This is a genomic window from Flavobacterium johnsoniae (assembly GCF_001879205.1).
Taxonomy (GTDB): domain Bacteria; phylum Bacteroidota; class Bacteroidia; order Flavobacteriales; family Flavobacteriaceae; genus Flavobacterium; species Flavobacterium johnsoniae_A.
This window is the reverse complement of sequence record NZ_MLFK01000010.1, coordinates 225,762-247,094: the sequence shown is the minus strand read 5'-3', so window position 1 is coordinate 247,094 and position 21,333 is coordinate 225,762. Positions and strand designations below refer to the sequence as shown.

General features: G+C 36.8%; 17 protein-coding genes. 6 read left to right on the top strand and 11 right to left on the bottom strand.

Annotated features, from left to right (window positions below; genetic code table 11):
- Nucleotides 1–23: 23 nt before the first annotated feature.
- The 9 genes from BKM63_RS20030 to BKM63_RS19990 all read right to left on the bottom strand — a co-directional run bounded on the left by BKM63_RS20030 (nt 24) and on the right by BKM63_RS19990 (nt 10,096).
- On the bottom strand, nt 24–1,067 hold the full coding sequence (locus BKM63_RS20030) for a FecR family protein (protein ID WP_071638346.1): 1,044 nt from the start codon (nt 1,065–1,067) through the stop codon (nt 24–26).
- Nucleotides 1,068–1,285: 218 nt separating this feature from the next.
- Nucleotides 1,286–1,873, bottom strand: a complete 588-nt coding sequence (locus tag BKM63_RS20025; protein WP_071638345.1) for an RNA polymerase sigma factor — start codon at nt 1,871–1,873, stop codon at nt 1,286–1,288.
- Between the two features lie 272 nt (nt 1,874–2,145).
- Entirely contained in the window at nt 2,146–3,447 is a 1,302-nt protein-coding gene (gene fucP, locus BKM63_RS20020; RefSeq protein WP_071638344.1) for an L-fucose:H+ symporter permease, read from the bottom strand.
- A gap of 161 nt (nt 3,448–3,608) precedes the next feature.
- Complete coding sequence (locus tag BKM63_RS20015; protein WP_071638498.1) at nt 3,609–4,049, bottom strand: MaoC/PaaZ C-terminal domain-containing protein; 441 nt, start codon at nt 4,047–4,049, stop codon at nt 3,609–3,611.
- A gap of 118 nt (nt 4,050–4,167) precedes the next feature.
- A complete protein-coding gene (locus tag BKM63_RS20010; RefSeq protein ID WP_071638343.1) occupies nt 4,168–5,235 on the bottom strand; it encodes a Gfo/Idh/MocA family protein in 1,068 nt (355 codons plus the stop codon).
- Between the two features lie 79 nt (nt 5,236–5,314).
- Nucleotides 5,315–6,541: an ABC transporter substrate-binding protein gene (locus BKM63_RS20005; protein ID WP_071638342.1), complete on the bottom strand. Its 1,227-nt coding sequence runs from the start codon at nt 6,539–6,541 to the stop codon at nt 5,315–5,317.
- A gap of 2 nt (nt 6,542–6,543) precedes the next feature.
- Nucleotides 6,544–7,680: a CaiB/BaiF CoA transferase family protein gene (locus BKM63_RS20000; protein WP_071638341.1), complete on the bottom strand. Its 1,137-nt coding sequence runs from the start codon at nt 7,678–7,680 to the stop codon at nt 6,544–6,546.
- A gap of 128 nt (nt 7,681–7,808) precedes the next feature.
- Entirely contained in the window at nt 7,809–8,951 is a 1,143-nt protein-coding gene (locus BKM63_RS19995) for a CaiB/BaiF CoA transferase family protein (RefSeq protein WP_071638340.1), read from the bottom strand.
- Complete coding sequence (locus tag BKM63_RS19990) at nt 8,948–10,096, bottom strand: ABC transporter substrate-binding protein (RefSeq protein ID WP_071638339.1); 1,149 nt, start codon at nt 10,094–10,096, stop codon at nt 8,948–8,950. Before BKM63_RS19990 ends, BKM63_RS19995 begins: the two co-directional genes overlap by 4 nt.
- A gap of 325 nt (nt 10,097–10,421) precedes the next feature.
- On the opposite strand from BKM63_RS19990, the gene BKM63_RS19985 reads away from it, so the two are divergent.
- From BKM63_RS19985 to BKM63_RS19965, 5 genes are all read left to right on the top strand, one after another.
- Nucleotides 10,422–11,186 carry an SDR family NAD(P)-dependent oxidoreductase gene (locus tag BKM63_RS19985; protein WP_071638338.1) on the top strand — a complete coding sequence of 255 codons (765 nt, stop codon included), beginning with the start codon at nt 10,422–10,424 and terminating at the stop codon, nt 11,184–11,186.
- A 166-nt stretch (nt 11,187–11,352) separates the two neighbouring features.
- On the top strand, nt 11,353–12,207 hold the full coding sequence (locus BKM63_RS19980) for a fumarylacetoacetate hydrolase family protein (protein ID WP_071638337.1): 855 nt from the start codon (nt 11,353–11,355) through the stop codon (nt 12,205–12,207).
- Nucleotides 12,208–12,419: 212 nt separating this feature from the next.
- A complete protein-coding gene (locus BKM63_RS19975; RefSeq protein WP_071638336.1) occupies nt 12,420–13,433 on the top strand; it encodes a zinc-binding alcohol dehydrogenase family protein in 1,014 nt (337 codons plus the stop codon).
- A 185-nt stretch (nt 13,434–13,618) separates the two neighbouring features.
- Entirely contained in the window at nt 13,619–14,416 is a 798-nt protein-coding gene (locus BKM63_RS19970) for an SDR family oxidoreductase (protein ID WP_071638335.1), read from the top strand.
- Between the two features lie 6 nt (nt 14,417–14,422).
- Nucleotides 14,423–15,259 carry an amidohydrolase family protein gene (locus tag BKM63_RS19965; protein ID WP_071638334.1) on the top strand — a complete coding sequence of 279 codons (837 nt, stop codon included), beginning with the start codon at nt 14,423–14,425 and terminating at the stop codon, nt 15,257–15,259.
- Nucleotides 15,260–15,440: 181 nt separating this feature from the next.
- Here the strand turns inward: BKM63_RS19965 and pelA are convergent, their stop codons facing one another.
- Nucleotides 15,441–16,628: a pectate lyase gene (gene pelA / locus BKM63_RS19960; protein ID WP_083572293.1), complete on the bottom strand. Its 1,188-nt coding sequence runs from the start codon at nt 16,626–16,628 to the stop codon at nt 15,441–15,443.
- Between the two features lie 12 nt (nt 16,629–16,640).
- Nucleotides 16,641–18,323, bottom strand: a complete 1,683-nt coding sequence (locus tag BKM63_RS19955) for a glycoside hydrolase family 28 protein (RefSeq protein ID WP_071638333.1) — start codon at nt 18,321–18,323, stop codon at nt 16,641–16,643.
- 443 nt (nt 18,324–18,766) lie between these two features.
- Here BKM63_RS19955 and BKM63_RS19950 point away from each other — a divergent pair, with 443 nt between their 5' ends.
- On the top strand, nt 18,767–21,280 hold the full coding sequence (locus BKM63_RS19950) for an L-rhamnose mutarotase (RefSeq protein WP_071638332.1): 2,514 nt from the start codon (nt 18,767–18,769) through the stop codon (nt 21,278–21,280).
- Nucleotides 21,281–21,333: the final 53 nt, after the last annotated feature.

Genomic DNA, 21,333 nt, shown 5'->3' with positions numbered 1-21,333 from the left:
GTCAGCCATTTCTTCTTTATTGTTTACTCACAACCTTTTCCGTCTAACAGTATGTTTCCGGCTTTGTTGTAATGATATTCAGTTTCAATAACACTGCAGATTACTTTCATCACATGATCTAAATCTTCTTCATTTAAGAAACTTGCTGTGATTCTGCAGTTCTTAATTTTTTCATTAGAAAGTAAAATCTGAACTTTGTATTTTTGAGAAATTAAGGCAACTGCTTCCTGCATATTAATATCATCCAAAATCAAATAATTACTTTTCCATTCGGTTACAATAGCGGCGCTTACATTATTATGCTGCTCGTAGTTTAGCGTAGTTCTGTTTACCTTAATCTGCTGGTTAGGAGTAATTACACCGTATACTTTTTCGGTATCTCCCACCTGAACTTTACCTCTTGCAACCGTAACTTCAATATTATCAGAAGAGCTTCGGGCATTGATATTAAAAGCAGTACCTAAAACTCTGGTTTGTACTTTACCAGTATGTACGATAAATGGTTTTTGTTCGTTTCTTTTGATGTCAAAGAAAGCTTCTCCCGTTAAGGTTACCTCACGTGTTTTAGTGCCAAAAGCATCCTGATCGTATTTTAAACTGCTGTTATCGTTTAACAGAATCGTACTTCCGTCAGGAAGGTGAACCAATTGTTTGCCGCTAAAAGCAATTAAAGAACTTTCTTTAACAGGCTGTTCTATAGTTGCAGCAGGAACCACCGGATTTGATTTGAAAAAGAAAGTACTGCCTATAAACGCTAAAAGGGCAATGCTTGCGGCAGCAAAAACAAAACGGACGATTTTTTTTCTGTTTTTTCTTTCCGGCTCAAGTGTAAATACTTTTGGTTCGTTTTGTGGTTTAGATAAAATATAATTTAAAATGAATTCTCCCTGCTTGTGGTCTATTGCTTCTACAGCATTATTTTCGTTCAGCATCAGTTGAATTTTTTCTTTAATGAAATCATCATGCGTGCCTTGCGCAATAATCTCCATCATTTCCTGCTGCTCGAGTTCTGATAGATTATTTTGCAGATAACTTTCAAATAAATCTTCGAATTTTTTTTGCTGCATTTGTTCGTTAATTAAATTAGTACTTGTTTGTATGGATAAATTTTGGGGTATTTTTTTTTTTGAAAACAATCAAAAAAGAGGGTCAGCCCATTTAATTGATCGTATTTTATATAAAGACGATTAAAAAAAGGGGAGGGAGTAGTTGAAAGTAAAAAAAATGTAAAAAAAACTTAAAAAATATTTCTGCGTTTTTATTTTGAAGGAAAAAAGGCGGGATTTTATACCGTAAAAAACAGTAGAAATGTCATGAACATATTCATGTAAGGAGAAATTTTTATGCGTACAAATTTTAAAGCCTGCGCCATGTGTTTTTTTACCGTTTCTGTAGAAATGCCTAAATCTTCGCCAATTTTTTGATGGCTTAAACCTTCCCACTTCGCCATTTTATAGACTTTTTGCTGTTGTGGAGGCAGTTGTTCTACAATCTCATTTAGAATAATGGCATATTGCTGATCTTTGATATGAGTATCAGTATCGTCTGAAGAAACGCTTTTGTAATTTATATCTGTAACCAGACTGGTATCTCTTGCTATTTTTTTCAGCATATCAAAAATATGATTGCGGGAAATAATGAAAAGATAATTTTCGAAATTGGTTATTTCGGCGAGATTTTCGTGGTTTTGCCAAATTTTTAGAAACACATCCTGAACCGTTTCTTCGGCCAGTGTTTTTGATTTGGTTATTTTTAATGCCGTACCATATACAGCATTTTTGTATTGGTTATACAATTGAGTAAAAGCCAGTTCACTTCCCTTAGACAACTCAAAAAGGAGTCTGGTTTGATCGGAATTGAAACTTGATGACATTTTATTAAAAATTGCGTTGATTGAGACAATATTATTACTTTTTTAAATATATGTGTTATTTTAATGTAAAATAATTAACAGAAATATGGTTTTGATATTTTTTTGCAGGATTTTTTTCATGATTATAAAAAAATAAATAAGCATTTTACAAATCAATGAAACGTAATACTTTGTGTACAAAGTTCTTTTCTCTGCTGATTTCTAAGTGCTTTCTCAAGAAAAAAAGCCTTCAAAAACTAATTTGAAGGCTTTTAAAATTCTTAAAAACGAAATTATTTTACAGCAGTTTTTACTTTATGTCCGTATAATCCAAATGATAAAATAATAACAAAACATAAAAGCGGAATAATATATCCAGCCTGAATATCATCGTGTTTCATATCGATTAAAGTTCCCATTCCGTACGGAAGAATCGCACCGCCTACAATAGACATAACAAGCCATGAAGAACCTGTTTCAGTATTCGATTTTAATCCAACCAATCCTAACGAAAAGATCGTAGGAAACATAATCGACATAAAAAATCCGATACCGCCTAATGCATAAATTACCACAATTCCGGTTCCGTAAATAGCTAATAAGCAAAGTACAATACTTGCAGCACAATAGATGGAAAGCAAGACGTAATCTTTGACAAATTTCAAAAAGAAAGTTCCAATAAAACGACCGGCCATAAATAAGAAACCATAAATACCAAGATAGTATCCGGCTGTTTTTTCGTCTAAGCCAGCACCTTGCTGGGCGATTCTGATGAAAAAACTCGTAATGCAAACCTGCGCGCCCACATAAAAGAATTGCGCGACAACTGCCCAGCTTAAATGACGGAATTTCAAAACAGAGAAGAATCCGGGTTTCACTTCAGCTTCTGTATGCTGTGGTTTCATTGATGGCAAATGCATGAAATAGAAAATTATAGCCACTAAAACCAAAACACTTCCTAAAATAATATAAGGCATTTTTACCGCAGCGGCTTCACCTAATAAATAAGATGCTTTTTCCGCTTCCGGCATTGCTGCCATTTGTTCCGGCGTATGATTTTTTCCTGAAAGAATAAAAAGCGAACCTACAATTGGCGCTACCATTGCGGCCAGCCCGTTAAAAGATGCCGCTAAATTTAATCGTTTAGAAGAAGATTCTGCAGGCCCTAATATCGCAGCATACGGATTTGCACTGGTTTCTAAGATCGTCAATCCGCATCCGATTACGAATAAAGCGAATAAAAATAATTCGTAAGTTCTTGAATTTGCCGCAGGTACAAATAAAAATGCTCCCGCTGCAAAAACTAGTAATCCTGTAATGATACTGTTTTTATAACCGAATCTCTTAATTAGCATTCCGGCCGGAATTGCCATTATAAAATAAGCAAAAAACACCGAAGTATCAATCAAAGTCGACTGGCGGTTGTTTAATTCGCACGCTTTTTTAAGATGCGGAATTAAAATAGAATCCAGATTATGTGCCATTCCCCAAAGGAAAAATAAGCTGGTAATTAAAATAAAGGGCAGAAGATAATTTGTTTTCCCGCCTTCTGTCGGCACTTCGTGAAGATCGCCTGTTTGGTTTGTTACTTGCATTAGTTAGATAGTTTATTGTTTTTTTATATAGGTTCAAAGGTTCAAAGTAACGGAGGGTCAGAGGTTTTTGGAGACGCACTGCAGTGCGTCTTGATCTAAGTGTATTGAGAAGAAAACCCTCTGTCCCTTTGCCAGTTTGAACCTTTGCAACTCAAAAAGAATTATTTCTTTTTAACCAAAAGAAGGTGATCACATACCAAAACCACTTCGCCTCTTTGGTTAATGATTTCAACATGTTCTGTGACCGTTCCCATATCTGGTTTTTTGGCTCCGCCTTTTTCAGAAATTGTGATTTCAGAATGAATTGTGTCGCCAATATGAACCGGTTTCACAAAACGCATTCTGTCGTATCCTTTAGAAAAAGCTTCCGGATTTATTTCTGATGCTGTTAGGCCGATTCCAATGGCAAAAACCATAGTTCCATGCGCAATACGTTGTCCGAATGGCTGCGTTTTGCACCATTCTTCATCCATATGGTGCGGAAAAAAATCTCCCGTATGTCCGGCGTGAACCACAAAATCAGTTTCGGTTATAGTTCTGCCTAATGTAACTCTTTTATCATCAAGTTTATAATCCTCGAAAAATGTTGATTTAAAAGACATATTGTTTTTGTTTTGTTTTACCATATAAGTGATACAAGTTCATTTAATTATTTGCGTATAGCTTTTAAATTCACCGCCCTGCTTAAATTATCTTATATGACTTATATGGTTTAAAAATTTATAATTCTGTTAAGGATACACCGCCGTTGTTGTTACTGATATAGCAGGCTTCAACGACTTTCATAGTATCCAGAACGTCCTGAACGCTTGCCAGTAATTTAGAGTCTGAGCCTTCTTTAAATCGCATTAAATTAGACATAGCCCCAATGAAAGCTTCTGGAAACCAAGAACCTTCAAGGTCTACTTTTTTCCATTCAAATTCTCCTTTTTCATTTTCAACCGCATATTCAAAAATATCAGGAAGTCCGTCAGGATAATTCATAAGTAAGCCCATTTTCGCTTTTACAGCGCCTTTTGTTCCTTCCCATTTAATGTAGCTCTCTTCGTGTTTTGGTCCAAAATGATGATCGTGATTCGTGTTGATCACCACATGTTTGTCCTCGGCATAATCTAAAATAATGGTAGAACGGCTAGACGATAATTTTTTAAGAGGATGTTTCGCTGTTTTTGCCATCACACTTTTCGGATTTCCGAGAAATGATCTGATGCAATCGATATAGTGAACACTATGAAAAAGAATTTCCAATCTAGGATGTTCTTTAATCAGCGGAAACAACTCCCACGGAGTATTTACGGTTACTTTAAATTCTAAATCGTATAAGTCGCCAATGATCCCTTCGTTGATTAAATACCTTGCAGCGCTTACAAAAGGCGAAAATCGAAGCTGGAAATTAATTGCCGCAACAAGATTTTTTCTCTCACAGACTTCTACAATTTCTCTGGCTTGTGCCAAATCATTTCCCATTGGTTTCTGAATCAAAACCGCAGCGCCGTCCGGAAGCTGTTCTAATATTTCGATATATTGATCAGGTAAAACCGTAATATCGTAAACCGCATTTGAAGGCGCATTTTTAACCGCATCAGCCACATTTTCAAAAACATGTTGGATGTCAAATTGTTTCGCCAGGTCATGTGCTTTTGCAATCGTTCTGTTTGTAATGCCAAAAACCGTAAACCCCGCCATTTTATAAGCAGGCAGATGTGCATCTTTTACGATACCGCTCGCGCCGATGATGATGATGGGCTGTTTAGTTTCGGGCAGTAAAGGTTTATAGGGAATATTCATTTTTTATTTATTTTAGGTTTAGGAAGTCCCCGAAAACTTTGTCAAAGTTCTAAACTTTGGCGAAGTTGATGAGGCCTAATCAATTCGTCAATTTTTCAATATTTTCCTGTGTCTCTTCTAAAAGTGTTTTCGACGGAATTTCTGTTTCAATGGCTTTCAAAACCATTTGGTCAATTAATTCTGCCACTTTTGGCCAAATTGGCGTTTGCGGCAAAGTCAAAGCATTTTCATGCAGCATTTCGAGTTTATGATAGTACGGAATCGTTTTGTTGATTTCGGGATCATTCCAGGTCGATTTTCTACAGCCAATACCACCTTCGGTTGTCAATAATTTATCACTTTCCGGCGTTGTGGCAAATCGGAGGAAATCGTAAGCTAATTGCTGGTTTTTACTTCCGGTTCCAATTGTGTAAAGCCAATACACATTCAGCGACGCCGTATTATGGTTTGGATTGTGAGGCAATTGGGTAATATCAACCCTGCCTTTAACTTTCGATTCATCGATTACTTCGCACATTGATGCAAAACCAAACCAGTTAATTGCCATTGCAGCCTGACCTTCGGCGAAAGCCATACCAGCTTCAACAGAACCAAAATTCTTCGAACCCGGATGAACGGCTTTTTTATTATTAACTATATTTCGGTAATAATCTAAAGCCTCTACAGCCTGATTATGATTTATAAGGATCTGATTTTTGTCGTTTAAAAGCGATCCGCCTCGTGTCCATAACTGCAGGCAGAAATCAAAAACCATATTATGACCGTCTGGAAAATTAGCAAAAACGCAGCCGTATAAATTAGCGGCCGGACGATTGAAAAAACTTGCGATTTGGGTGAATTGCTCCCAGGTTTTTGGCGGGAACAATTCGTAACCAAATTGTTTCTTGAAATTTTCTTTTTCGGCTGCATCTTCAAATAAATCTTTTCTGTATATCAAACATTCCGGACCGTCGTGAAACGGAAGTCCGTAGGTTCCGCTATTAATCTGCTGGAGATTTAATAAAGACTGATGCCAGCCCTGCGGATAATCCTGCGGCGGATTTTGATTAATAAAAGACGTTAAATCAAGAACCGCTTTTTCATTTGCAGCATCAAAAATCCAGTCGGTATTTAAATGTGCAATGTCCCATTTTCCGTTTTTCAAACCGTTGTGGGTAATCGTTTCTTCGTAAAGATCGTGCAGTTCAAGCGGTATCATTTCAACCTCAATGTTAACGTTGTTTTTCACGCAGAATGCATCCCACAACTTTTGCAGCGTACTTTCAAAAGGAGAAAATTTTCTAACAGCGATTCTGAATTTTTCCATACTTATGCTATAAATTCTTTTATAATTCGCTCATTATCCTGTCCTAATTTTGGAGAACCTTTTGTCGAAGTAAAATATTCGCCGTCAATTTTTATTGGGCATCTCGTTGTTTTATACGAATAACCGTCAAGCATTTCAACTTGCTGTGTAAACTCTAAAACTTTAAAACCATCTTCTTTAAAAAGCTGTTCGTAATTTAAAACTCCAGCGCACCAAATATCTGCGGGTTCTAAAATATCCAGCCAAAACTGCGTTTCCTGTGTCAAAAGGTGAGAGGCGAGAATATTTTTAATCTCATCTCTCAGCGTAAATTTATTTTCAGGAAATTGAAGTAATTCATCACATTTAAGCAGTGAAGCCAAAACCGGAATCGATCCCATTGCTAAGGCCAAATAGCCATTTTTGGTTTGATAAATTCCGTATGGTGCACCAAGATAAGCATGCGCATTGTTTGTTTTTGTTCGAACAGGAAGTTCACCTCCGTCGTTAAAAAAGGTTGTAATGGTTTCAAACTGAAAATCAAAAGCCGATTCAAGCATACTTACCTGAACCGTTCCGCCCAAATTATGTGCTGCTTTTCGGTACAAAGCGGCTAAAATCCCCTGTGCTAAATGTGCGCCGGCCAGCATATCAACAATCGATAATCCCATTGGTACGGGACCGTCTTCCTGATTGCCGCTCAGCCATGTTAAGGCCGTTAAAGACTGCAAAAGCAAATCTTGTCCCGGTAAAATTTTTAAATTAGGATGCTCTCCAAAACCTGAAATCGAAGCATAAACCACTGTTGGGTTTATCGCTTTTACATCTTCATAACTTAGCCCAATGCGTTCCATTACGCCCGGTCTGAAATTATGCATGACAACATCGGCTTTGGCCAGTAATTTTTTTAATTTTTGAAGTTCTTCCGGCTGTTTAAAATCAATGGCAAACGATTCTTTATTTCTGTTTATGGTATGAAAAACAGACGATTCGCCGTTCATGATTAAGTCAGAAGTATATAAGGTTCTGCAAATGTCGCCCGTTCCTGGTTTTTCAATTTTTATAACGCGTGCGCCCAAATCAGCGAGTCTAAGACTTGCTGATGGGCCAGATAAAAACTGGCTGAAATCTACAATTAAATAATTTTCTAGTGGTTTCATTTTTTTAACCGTTTTATCGTTGTATTCGTTTAATCGTTTATTCGTTTAATCGTTGTATTTGTTTAACCGTTAATCCGTTTATTTCTTTATTTACTTAATACGATTAAGCAAATAAACGATTCAACAGTTTACCGAATAAACTGCTCTTGTATTGCTAAATTATCTTCGCCCACTTTTGGTGCTGCTTTTGAACTGATTAAAATTTGTCCGTCAAGCTGAATCGGACTTCTGGTTGTAACCAAAGTTTCGCCTTGAGAATTTTTTACGGTTTGTTTTAACTGCAGTTCCTGAACAAAAGGCTGTTGGTCGAGCGTTTGGTAATTCAAAACTTTTCCGCACCAAATACCTTGTTTTTGAAGTACTTCCAGCCAATAATCTGCTGTTTGTTCCGCTAATTTAGCAGCTAAAATTTCTCTGATTTCGTCTCTTTTTTCGAACCAAAGATGTTTATCGGCATACTGATTTAGATTGACTCCAAGTGTGTTTCCAATAAAAATCAAATCGCCCATTGCCAGCGAAATATAATCGTCTTGTGTTTTGTAAACGCCATAAGGAGCACTCAAAAAAGCATGCGCACTTCCTTTTACATCGCCTCTTTCAGGCTGCTGTCCGCCGTCGTTTAAAAAAGAAGTAATTGCTTCAAACTGAACATCCAAAATCGATTCCAGTAAACTTACTTCAACTAAAACACCTTTTCCGGTTTTGGCTCTCTTTAATAACGCCGCTAAAATTCCTTGTACGAAATGATTACCGCACATTAAATCGGCTACAGCCAGACCAAACGGAACTGGCCCCTGACTTTTTCTGCCGCTTAACCAGCTTAAACCCGAAAGTGACTGCAAAAGCAGATCCTGTCCCGGTTTTTTTGCCCACGGGCCTTTGTCGCCGTAACCTGTAATGGTTCCGTATATTATTTTTGGATTAATTGTAAGCGTCGTTTCAAAATCCAACCCGATTTTTTCCATTACGCCGGGTCTGAAATTATGCGTCATAATATCCGCCTTTTCAATTAGTTTTTTGATCAAAACCAAATCGTCCGGATTTTTTAAATCGGCTGCAAAAGATTCTTTATTTCTGTTAATAGTATGAAACAAAAGACTGCTGTCGTCTACAAATAAATCTTTGATACTTAATTGTCTGCAGGCTTCGCCTTTTACCGGCCTTTCGATTTTGATGACTCTCGCACCTAAATCGGCCAGCTTTAATCCGGCAGAAGGACCCGCCAAAAACTGGCAGAACTCCAATACAATTAATCCTTCTAACGGCTTCATGAATTTTGCAGTTTTAAAGATTTGGCATAAAGCGAATTAAGTACATCTAAAACTAATTCTTCGCTGCCGCCTTTCATCAAATAATCACGAACTACATCGCCCGCATGATCCTGAAAATACATGTGTCCGGAGTATCTCGGTCTTAAAAATGCTCTCTCTAAAGCCGGAAGTGTATTTTTGAAATAGTTATTGGTAATCGAATTGATTCGGTCGTTTTTCCATGCTTGTAAATGTCCAGGCTGTCCTCCGTTATCTGCAAAAATATTTTGCTGTACCTGAGACGATCCTGTAAATTCGGCATAACGAATCGCTTCAGGAATATGTTTGCTGAAAGAAGAAACTGCTAATCCTGTTCCGCCCAAAGAGCTGATCATTGGGGCATTATTCAGTTTTACCAAATCATAAAAATGAAGCAGGTTTTTGCTGTATCCTGCTCTCGAATAATTAGAATATCCGTAGGCAAAAGGGCAGTAGGCAATTTCATCAGAATTCACCATCGCTTCATAAACCTGAATTGGGTTTCTGTTAAAGTTTGCAGGATCAATTAATTGAGCCAATTCACGAAACATCTGCAAAGCTTTTTTTCCTGTTTCCACAGAAATAACTTTTTCTTCAGACTGAAACGGAGCTTCGCTTAAACTGCAGCAAAACATATAAAAACTCATTAAAACATCAACCGGAATTCCGGCAAATGCAACCAGTCCTTTTTTAGCCAGCGCCAATAATTCATCGTATGTCTGAGGAACTGCTATTCCTTTTTTTTCTAAAATATCCAAACGGGCCGCCGCAACCGGAGTCGCAGCATCAATAGGCAGCGCCCATAATTTATTGCTAAAAACATAACTTCCGTAAGAACGTCCAACCGTATTAATTTCCTGATCTTTTATATAATCAGCAGGAAGATAATCAGATAGGGGAAGGATAGCATTCGTATGCGCCCCAAAACCTGTCCATGGATGATCGATAACCAGTAGATCAAATCGTTTTGCTAAATCTTCGATAGAAGCATCTGCAAATTCTTGTAAACTTCTTTTCTCCCAGGTAATTTCGATATCCGGATTTAACTCGGTAAAGCGTTGTGCCGTTGCAACCATTGGGAGTAAACCTCTTGTGTGATTCCACGTAATGCCTTTTAATACTGCCATTTGTATTGATTTAGGTGTAGGTAAAATAATAAATGTAAAAAATACAATTACAAAATTAGAAATAAGATTGGATTGCGCAAGAAAATGTAACTTTTTGCATTAAATTTTTTGATAATACTTTTGTATGAAGTGTATTTTTTTACAAACCGAATAAAAAATGTTATAATTTATTAAAGAATGATCATTTTCTTATTTTAACATTAAAATAAAATGCTAATATTGTGATAATCGATTACATTTGTAATTGTGTTTTTTACATTTATTATTTCAGGTAGATGTAGAAAAACCTAAAATCAGATTTTTATAATATTAAATACTATTTAAAATGTTTTCATTACAAAATAAAAAAGCAGTTATAACAGGTGGCGGAAGCGGCATTGGAAGAGCGATTGCGGCCTTGTTTGCTAAACAGGGAGCAGAAGTTCATATTATCGATTTATCTATTGAAAGTGCACAGGAGGCTGTCGATGAAATTAAAAATGCCGGCGGAAAGGTATTTTCGTATGCTTGTAACGTTGCGAGTCAGGCTGATGTAAAAGCTGCTTTTGAAAAAATTGGAAACATTAATATTTTAATTAATAATGCCGGAATTGCCAATGTTGGAAAAGTAGACACAACTTCTGAAGCTGATTTTGACCGTGTGATGGAGGTAAACGTAAAAGGCGTTTACAACTGTTTGTATGCTGCGATTCCACAATTCAGACTTTCAAACGGAGGTGTTATTTTAAATATGGCTTCTATTGCGGCCTGGGTTGGAATCTCTGACCGATTTGCTTATTCAACAGCAAAAGGAGCCGTTATGGCCATGACTTTATCTGTAGCCAGAGATTATTTAAGTGAAAATATCAGATGTAATTCTATTTCTCCAGCGCGCGTTCACACGCCGTTTGTTGATGGATTTATCTCTAAAAACTATGCCGGAAAAGAAGAAGAAATGTTCGAAAAACTTTCTAAATCACAGCCAATCGGCCGTATGGGAAAACCTGATGAAATTGCCGCTCTTGCCTTGTATTTATGCAGCGAAGAAGCCGGTTTTATAACTGGATGCGATTACCCAATCGACGGAGGATTTATCAAATTAAATAATTAATTTTTAAGAGGCTAAGGTTCTAAGGTGCTTAGATTCTAAGTTTAAAACCTGTCAGGTCTATATGAAAAGAAACTTAGAATCTCAGCATCTTAGAAACTTAAAAAAAACTCAGAACCTTAGCCCCTCAGCCCCTTAGCAACTAAAAAATAACTAAAAATAAAATACAATGAAATTAATACGTTTTGGAGAAATCGGAAAAGAAAAACCAGGAGTTTTAATTAATGAAAAAAGATATGATGTTTCTTCTATCGTTTCAGATTTTAACGAAAGCTTTTTTGAAGAAAATGGACTAGAGAAACTGCAGAAAGCATTAGAAAGCAACCCTTCGTTACCAGAAGTGGATGCCAGTGTGCGTTTAGGATCTCCGGTGGCGAGACCTTCAAAAATAATATGTATCGGATTAAATTATGTAGATCACTGTAAAGAAACAGGTGCGCCGATCCCAACAGAACCAATCATCTTTTTTAAATCGACAACTTCCTTATGCGGTCCTGATGATGATGTAATTATCCCAAAAAACAGTGTAAAAACCGACTGGGAAGTGGAGCTGGCATTTGTGGTGGGTAAAAAAGCAAGTTATGTAGAAGAAGCTGAGGCTTTAGATTACGTTGCAGGTTACGCTTTATTGAATGATTACAGCGAAAGAGAATTTCAAATCGAGCGCGGCGGACAATGGGCAAAAGGAAAAGGATGCGATACATTTGCGCCTCTTGGACCATTTTTGGCTACGAAAGATGAAGTAAAAGATGTTGATAATTTGTCGATGTGGCTGAGCGTTAACGGTAAAAAATATCAAGACAGCAACACATTGAATCTGGTTTTCAAAATTCCGTATTTGGTACATTATTTAAGCCAGTTTATGACTTTGCTTCCTGGCGATATCATTAGTACAGGAACACCTCCGGGAGTTGGTTTAGGAATTAAGCCGGATCCAATTTATCTAAAAGCAGGAGATGTTGTAGAGCTTGGTATTGAAGGTTTGGGTACAAGCAAACAAACTGCGGTTGCGTATAAAAAATAATTATAAGCCTGTTAAGGATGTAATTGTTTTTAACACATAGAAACATAGATGTTGTATAGTCAAAAAAGGCGTTTCACTTATTTAAACGCACATAGCTATGTGTTAAGAAACTAGTTTCTTTTTGTCTTCTTTCAAAAGAAAAAAATCTATGTTTCTATGTGTTAAATAAATTTTCACGAATGGGCTTTATCAATTAGTAAAAAAAATCTAAGATGAAATTTATTGTATGCGAGAAACCGCAAGAATTTAAATTAAAAGAAAGAGAAATTCCGGAACCAAAAGACGGCGAAGTTCTCTTAAAGATAAAACGAATTGGAATCTGCGGTACTGATATTCACGCTTTTGGCGGTACTCAGCCGTATTTTGAATATCCGAGAATTCTGGGACATGAGCTGGCGGCAGAATACATAAAAGGAAATGCGGCAGGTTTTAAGCCAGGCGATAAAGTGACTTTTATTCCGTATTTCAACTGCGGAAAATGTGTGGCTTGCAGAACCGGACTAACAAACTGCTGTGTAAATATTAAAGTTTTTGGAGTACATATTGACGGCGGAATGGCTGAATATGTGACTATTCCTGAGCAGTATTTACTTCAGGGTCAGGGATTAGATTATGATGAACTGGCTTTGGTTGAGCCATTGGCGATTGCAGCACACGGCGTTAGAAGAGCGGGTGTTAAGGCAACGGATACGGTTTTGGTTATGGGAGCAGGCCCAATTGGAATTGGACTGATTCAGTTTGCCAAAATTGCCGGAGCAAAAGTTATCGTAATGGATATCAACGACTACCGATTAAATTTCTGTAAAACCGAATTGAATGCTGATGAAACCATTAATCCGTTAAACGATGATGTAGCGGCTAAACTGGGAGAATTGACAAACGGTGATATGGCAAATGTAGTAATTGACGCAACCGGAAATCAGAAAGTAATGAACAGTGCTTTTAATTATATTTCGCACGGCGGAAGATTTGTTTTAGTCGGACTTCAAAAAGGCGAATTGAGTTTCAGCCATCCTGATTTCCATAAAAGAGAATCGACTTTAATGAGCAGCAGAAATGCTACTATTGAAGATTTCGAATATGTCATGAAATGTTTGAAAGAAGGCAAAATCGATCCTAAAAAATACATTACGCACAGAACCAATTTCTCAGAAATGATTACTGATTTCGGACAATTAATTGATCCGAAAAACAATGTCATCAAAGCGTTAATTGAAATTGATTAATTGTGAAATGTAAGATGTGAAATGTAAAAAGTAAAAAGTAAAAAGTAAAAAGTAAAAAATTAAATGTAATTTTCGTTGTAAAAATAGAAGCAACCTGATTTTAAATTCACATCTTACATCTTACTTTTCACAAATCACATTTCACAAAAGACACATTTTACAAATCACATCTAACACAAAAAGAAATGGATTTAAATTTAAAAAATAAGATTGTTGTCGTTTCCGGTTCGGCTGGAAAGGAAGGCAGTATCGGAGAAACAATCATCAACAGAATTGCAGATGAAGGAGCAATTCCGGTTTTGGTTGACAGAAACAGCAGAGGTTTCGCTTACGCGGAAAATCTTCAAAAAAAAGGAATAGATTCTTTATTTGTGCAGACAGACGTTACCGATCCTGTAGAAATTGAAAATGCTGTAAAAGCAATCGTAGCAAAATACGGAAGAATCGACGCTGTTATCAACAACGTTGGTGTAAACGATGGTGCTGGTTTAGATGCTACTTACGAGCAATTTATGGATTCGTTGAAACTCAATGTGGTGAGCTATTTTTTATTGGTTAAATACGCACTTCCGTATTTAAAAGAATCAAAAGGAAATATTCTGAATATTGGTTCAAAAGTAGCTTTGACAGGGCAGGGCGGTACTTCTGGTTACGCTGCTGCAAAAGGTGGCGTACTTGGACTTACAAGAGAATGGGCGGTTGATTTAATTCAATTCGGAATCCGTTCGAATGCTATTATTATTGCCGAAAGTTATACTCCGGCATACGAAGACTGGATTAAAACTTTGGCAGATGGAGAAACCGTGCTGAAAAAAATCAACAAAAGTATTCCATTTGAAGGCAGAATGACTAAGACTGATGAAATTGCTGATACTGCACTTTTCATTATTTCTGATCGTTCGTCGCATACTACAGGACAATTTGTATTTGTAGACGGCGGTTACGTGCATTTAGATCGTGCTTTAATCAACGATGTAAACTAATTCAAAATGAGTAAGCGCATAGATTCTCATCAGCATTTCTGGAAATTTGATCCCGTTAGAGACAGCTGGATTGACGAAAGTATGTCGAAAATTCAAAGAGATTTTCTGCCGGAAGATTTACTGCCGCTGCTTACTGAAAATAAGTTTTCAGGTTGTGTAGCAGTTCAGGCAAGCCAGTCTGAAGAAGAAACTAATTTTCTTGTGGACCTGGCTTCTAAAAATGACTTCATAAAGGGAATTGTTGGCTGGGTTGATCTTCGTGCAGATAATATTTCAGAACGGTTACGTCATTTTTCTTCAAATAAAACTATTAAAGGATTCCGTCATGTCGTTCAGGGCGAGGACGATGATTTTATGTTTAGAGAAGATTTCCGCAAGGGAATTTCAGCTTTAAAAGCATTTCATTTTACTTATGATATTTTGATTTTTCATCGTCAATTGCCGGCTGCGATAAGTTTGGTGAAAGATTTTCCAAACCAAAAATTTGTGATTGATCATATCGCAAAACCGGATATCAAATCCGGAAATATGGATTCCTGGAAAAACGGCATCGAAGAAATCGCTAAATATGAAAACGTAAGCTGTAAAATCTCCGGAATGGTAACAGAAGCCGATTGGAAAAACTGGAAACCATCAGATTTAAAGCCCTATTTGGATGTGATTTTCGAAAATTTCTCAGCAGATAAATTAATGTACGGGTCTGACTGGCCGGTTCTAAATGTTGCGTCAGATTATACCGAAGTCGTAAAAACTTTAGAAAATTACATTTCGAAGTTTTCCACAGAGGATCAAAATAAGATTTGGTATGAAAATGCAATTGCATTTTATAAGCTGGATCAATAGAAATATCAAGAAAATAAAAAAGCGTGAATGGAATAATTCACGCTTTTTTTGTTTTTGCTATTTGTGAAAGTTTTAAACTTTACAAAGATTTTGCCTGCAAACTTATCAAACAAAGGTATATTGAATGTCTTTTACTGTTTTAAAAACTCACTTTGAGAATCACAATGACAGAACGTAGTTATTATTTCAAAACATCATTACCAGAATCCCATTTCTTTTGCCAGGCTGGGTATTTTTTCAAAACTTTTTCCGGTTTATCGGTGTACCAGGCATAACCGCTTCTGCGTTCCCGGCTCACTTCGGCAAGTGAATATAAAAGTTCACTGTTTCGATCAGAAAATAATGGTTTATGCGTTCCTAATTCGTAATAACGCGTCCAGATTGGCGGCGCTGTAGAATCAGTTACGACGCGCACATCGTTTGTTATTTTCTTGTATTTTGAATCCATTTCCGGAGCTTTAAAACTTTCGACCCTGGTGTTGTAGATTTTAGAATCGTTAAACCATTTTACCGCACTTTGCACGGATTTAATGATCTTTTCATTCGGTTTGTCGATCGCCATTAAAAACAAGACAACATCAACACTTTCGGCATTGCAGATGCTTGGCGGTTCAAATTTGCGCGCCCAAGCCGGTAAAAGCGTGATTTCATCGTGCTGTTGGCACCAGGCTGTAAGTTTTCCATTATCAGTAATCTGCATTTTTAAAATACAGTCTAATCCTTTTTCGTAGGATTCTGTTACCTTTTTTCTGGTTTTTGTGTCTATAAAAGTAAAATCAGGATCGTTGATTACAATCTTTTTCAGCAGATTCATGATGCCCATATAAGCTCCGTCATTAAAGGTAATATGGCGGCTGTACCCTTTTTCCAAAGGAAAGTATTGAGGCCAGCCTCCGTTGCTGTATTGCGCTTCCAAAATAAAATCAATTCCTTTTAAGGCGCCGTTTTTGTATTTTTCCTCTTTAGTCAGCGTATAAACCTGAGCCAGATAATTGACGTGCGTATAAGTCGTTTCGTTGTCAAAAGTAGTGTGCAGAATCGGTTTGGTTTTTATAACCGTATCAATCTGCTTTGGCGTTAAAATAGCCTTCATATCGTAATTCTTTGGCCATCCGCCATTATTACGCTGAAAAAGTAAAATATTATCAGCGATTTTAGCATAATCTGTTTCAGCATATTGAGGCTGATTCTCGACCGGATTTACAATATTGGTTTTGTCTTTTATGTGGTACCAATGATTCGTGCCGTCTGTAAAAGGTTTGGTACTGATGGTATTTTTCTCCTCTTTACTAGTCTGTGCATTCGAATGTAAAAACGAGAAAACACATAGGCCGAAAACAACTGCTTTTGAACTGTTTATAAATTTCATTTGAAATTGTGATTAAAATTTTACAGCTCCTTTTGGAACATCATTTCCAAGTGTAGTTGTTTTTGAGAAATCTAAATTTTTAGAAGAAACCAATTCGATATTACTGTTTCCTTCACCATTTATATTTACTGCTTTAGGCGAAGTTGAATTAAACTCTACATTTTTTAATGACATATTTTTTACATTATAAACCTCAAAGATGTTACTGTTTTCGATGTCTAATTTTGCATTTGTAATTTTGATTCCTTTTGCATCAATAATCGAAAAACCTTTTTGCGCCGTAGCTGTTAAATTAGAGATTTCGATATTTTCCAGATTCATTTCAGGAAGACCTTGTAAAAATACCGCCTGCTGTGCCCCTTTAATCGTGATATTTTTTATTGAAATATTTTTAAACTGAGGCGTTTCAACCGTTACCGGCATAGCTTTATTTACGATTTTGTCTCCGCCTTCTTCCAAAGTTTCTGCGATCGATTTTCCACCATAATACAAGTTAAACGAAATAGCCTGAGATGGAATATCGGTCATAAAAACATCTGAAATAAAGATATTTTCTACAACACCGCCTCTTCCGCGTGCACTTTTAAAACGCAGTCCAACATCCGTCCCCATAAAAGTACAATTGGATACATGAAGGTTTTTTACACCGCCGGACATTTCACTTCCCACGGTTACTCCGCCGTGACCGTGATATACGATATTGTTTCTTACGATAATATTCTCGCACGGAACACCTCTTTCGCGTCCGTCTTTGTCTTTTCCTGATTTAATGCAAATTGCGTCATCTCCAACATCAAAACTTGAATTTTCGATCAAAACATTTTTACAGCACTCTACATCAAGACCGTCACCGTTTTGAGAATACCAGGGGTTTCGAACCGTTACGTTTCTCACAATCAAGTCTTCAACCATAAACGGGTGAATGTTCCAGGCTGGTGAATTTTGAAAAACAGGACCGTCAAACAATACTCTTTTACTGTTTTGAATACTTACCATTACGGGACGAAGAAAATCGTGTATTTTTTCAAATTCTTCTTTTGTTTTTAAATCCGGACGAACATTTTGGTCCGCGCCTTTAGAGGCATTCATAAAAGTTTCAGATGGATACCAGCTCGTTTTGTCTTTGTTTAAAACACCGCCTCTTGAAAGAACTTCTTTCCATTGGCTTTCAGTTAGTTTACTTTTTTTAACCTGTCTCCAAACTTCGCCTGAACCATCCCAAACACCGCTTCCGGTAAAAGCGATATTCTCCAAATTTTTACCGTAAATAGGAGAGATGCAGCGCCAGGTGTTTAGTCCTTCAAAATTAGTTTCGATAATAGGATACAGCGATTTGTCTGTAGAAAATTTTATCAGAGCGCCTCTTTCGGCATGTAATTCGATGTTGCTTTTTAAGATAATCGGACCCGTAAGCCAGATTCCCGGCGGGATAATCAATTTCCCTCCTCCTTTTTTTGACAGCGCGTCGATCGCATCGGCGAAAGCCTTACTATTTAAAACATAACCACCATTAACTGCACCAAAATCTTTTAAGTTCACGCTGTTTTTTGGAATTACAGGTTCTTTTACTTTGGCCATTTTAAACTCAATGTCTTTATAAGTCTCATTTGATTTTTGGGCAAAACTCAGAGTGGTTAAACTTAGCGCAATAACGGTCAGAACTGCGCAGAAAAGGTTAGTCGGTTTAGTTTTCATTAGTATCGTATTATGGTTTGTAATTTACTTTTACGCTATTTTTGATGATGAGTCGATTATTTATTTTAGTTTTTTTTATTTGATGAATAAAAATATTCTTATAAAACTTATAATCTAATAATGTAATCGATTACACAAATCTATTAAAAAAATATTATGAAACGATGTTTTTGATTTAATTATAACAGATTTTTTATGAATTTGATTTTTTTGATGGAAAGAGGGTTAAAATCTTAAATTGATTTTTAAGTATAAAAGACGAGTAAATGGGACGGTTTTCCCAGATTTACAGGAGGGTACAGGATGCCTGTCATTTTATATTCTTTTAAATTGTCCCAATTATTTGGTAAAAGTGTTAAAAATACATTTATTTGTAAAATTATTACTGCTTTAAATTAATGCCTGATAATTTTATCCTAAGAAAAAAATCAATACTATAAATAATGCGTTTAATTTCTTTCAACAAATTACTGATCGTTTTTTTAATGGTTTTCACCTTTTTTTCGGCGAATGCCGCTGAAATCTGGGTGTCACCGTCGGGAAATGATTCCAACATCGGAACAAAATCAAATCCGCTGGCAACGGTTCACATGGCAATGCGAAAAGCCAGAGAACTGCGCCGATTAAAAGATCCATCTATAAAAGACGGAATCCGAATTATAGTAATGAACGGCACGTATTATTTAAACGAACCTTTGTTTGTAAGACCAGAAGATTCTGGAACGCCTGAAAGTCCAACAACAATTGAAGCCGATGTAAATGCAAAGCCAATTATTAGCGGGGGAATCGAAATTAAAAACTGGAAAAAAACTACTGTTTTAAATGGTAAAAAAGGCACATTCTGGGTGGCCGATGCGCCTCAAAAAGCCGGTTCAATTATCAATTATAGACAATTGTGGGTCAACGGAAAAAAAGCCGTGAGAGCCAAAAGCACTGCCGGAAATGCAATGGACCGAATTTTATCCTGGGATCATCAGTCGCAAACCTGCTGGATTCCGTTTAAAGACAAATCGATAAAGTTTGAGCCGGGAATAGAAATGTTTATCGTACAATGGTGGTCAATTGCCAATCTCCGAATCAAAAATATTGAAGTGCAGAAAGACAGCGCCAGACTTTCGTTTGAAGAGCCTGAAAGCCGTATTCAAAGCGAACACCCGTGGCCGGCACCGTGGATTTCTAAAAACAACGGAAATTCTGCTTTCTATTTAAATAACGGAATCTCAATGCTGAACGAACCTGGAGAATGGTTTTTGGACAAGAAAAATGCCAAAATCTATTATATTCCGCGTCAGGGCGAAGAGATCAATTCGGCAAAAATTACCGTTCCGGTTTTAGAAAATCTGGTTGAAGTAAAAGGAACAATTGATTCGCCTGTAAGTCATTTTAGATTTAAAGGAATTTCATTTCAATACAGCAATTGGCTGCGTCCTTCAGAACAAGGTCATGTGCCGTTGCAATCTGGTTTGTATTTGTTGGATGCCTATAAATTGAAACAGCCGGGAACGCCAAATCAGGCCAATTTAGAAAATCAGGCGTGGGTAGGAAGACCTCGTGCGGCGGTTGAAGTTAATTATGCCAATAATATTCAGTTTGAATCCTGCCGTTTTGAGCATTTGGCTTCGACTGGTTTGGATTTAAATAAAGGAACGAATCACAATACTGTAAAAGGAAATTTATTTAAGGATATAGGCGGAAGTGCCATCAATGTCGGCATTTTTTCTGAAGAAGCTTTTGAAGCGCATTTGCCTTTAATTATAAAAGACGAAAGAGAAATGTGTTCTGATGAAGTGATTGCCGATAATTTAATCACAAACGTAACCAATGAAGATTGGGGAACTTTAGGAATCAGCGCTGGTTTTGTTCGCAATATTACCATTGAGCACAACGAAATTTCAGACGTATCGTATTCCGGAATGGCGATGGGCTGGGGATGGACGCATACGCCAAACGTGATGCAGAACAACAAAATTTTAGGAAACAAAATTCATCATTATGCCAAACATTTGCATGATGTAGCAGGAATTTATACACTTTCGGCACAACCCAACAGCCGAATCGAAGAAAATTATATCGACAAAGTGTACAACAGTCCGTATGCACACGATCCGTTTTTATGGCTGTATTTGTATACTGATGAAGGTTCTGAAGGTTTTACGATTAAAAATAACTGGATTGCCGAAAAGAAAATCCTAAAAAACCATAACGGTCCAAAAGGAAATATCTGGGAACATAACGATCCGTATGTGAGTACAAAAATTAAAGAGGCAGCCGGAATTAGAGCGCCTTATAAAGATTTAGAAAAAGAAGTTGTAATCGATGAAAAATGGGGATTGCAGGAAATGCCAAAACCGTATGCAATCGAATTGATAGGAAACGATTTTGACATCGAAAAAATCAAATCGACTTTGGTTGGTTTTAGAATCGTAGGTCAGGAATTGTACCAATGGAAAAATCATTTGGTGATTTACGGAAAAATGAATCAGCCGGAAAGAACGAAGCGTAAACTGGCAGGTGCTTTTCCTTCTTTAGAAATTAAAATCTATGACGATATGGTTTACGATTTTCAAAACTTTGAAAGATGTAAAGATTCGAAACCGGCATCGGATTGGGAAAATGTTGTTTTAACAGCCAATCTTCCTGCTGATGAAAAAGGGCAGAAAGAATATGTGGATTATCACAAAACCCAATTTGAAAAATGGCCGGAAGTAGCAAAAGGTTTTTGCAACGCCGATTTCCAGCAGTTACAGGTTTTCAAAAAAGACAGGCAATTGATCTTGGTAATCAGTATTCCGAAGGGTGAAAATATGGACAAACTAAATCCGAAAACAACTCAAAATAATCCGCGCGTAGACGAATGGAACGCTTTAATGAAGAAATACCAATCGGGAATTGAAGGCGCAAAACCGGATGAAACCTGGATTTTCTTGAACAAGGTGAGTGTAGAGGAGAAAAAATAGAAGGAAGAGCCAAGTAGAAAGAATTTATTATAGAATCAAGAATAAAGAAAATC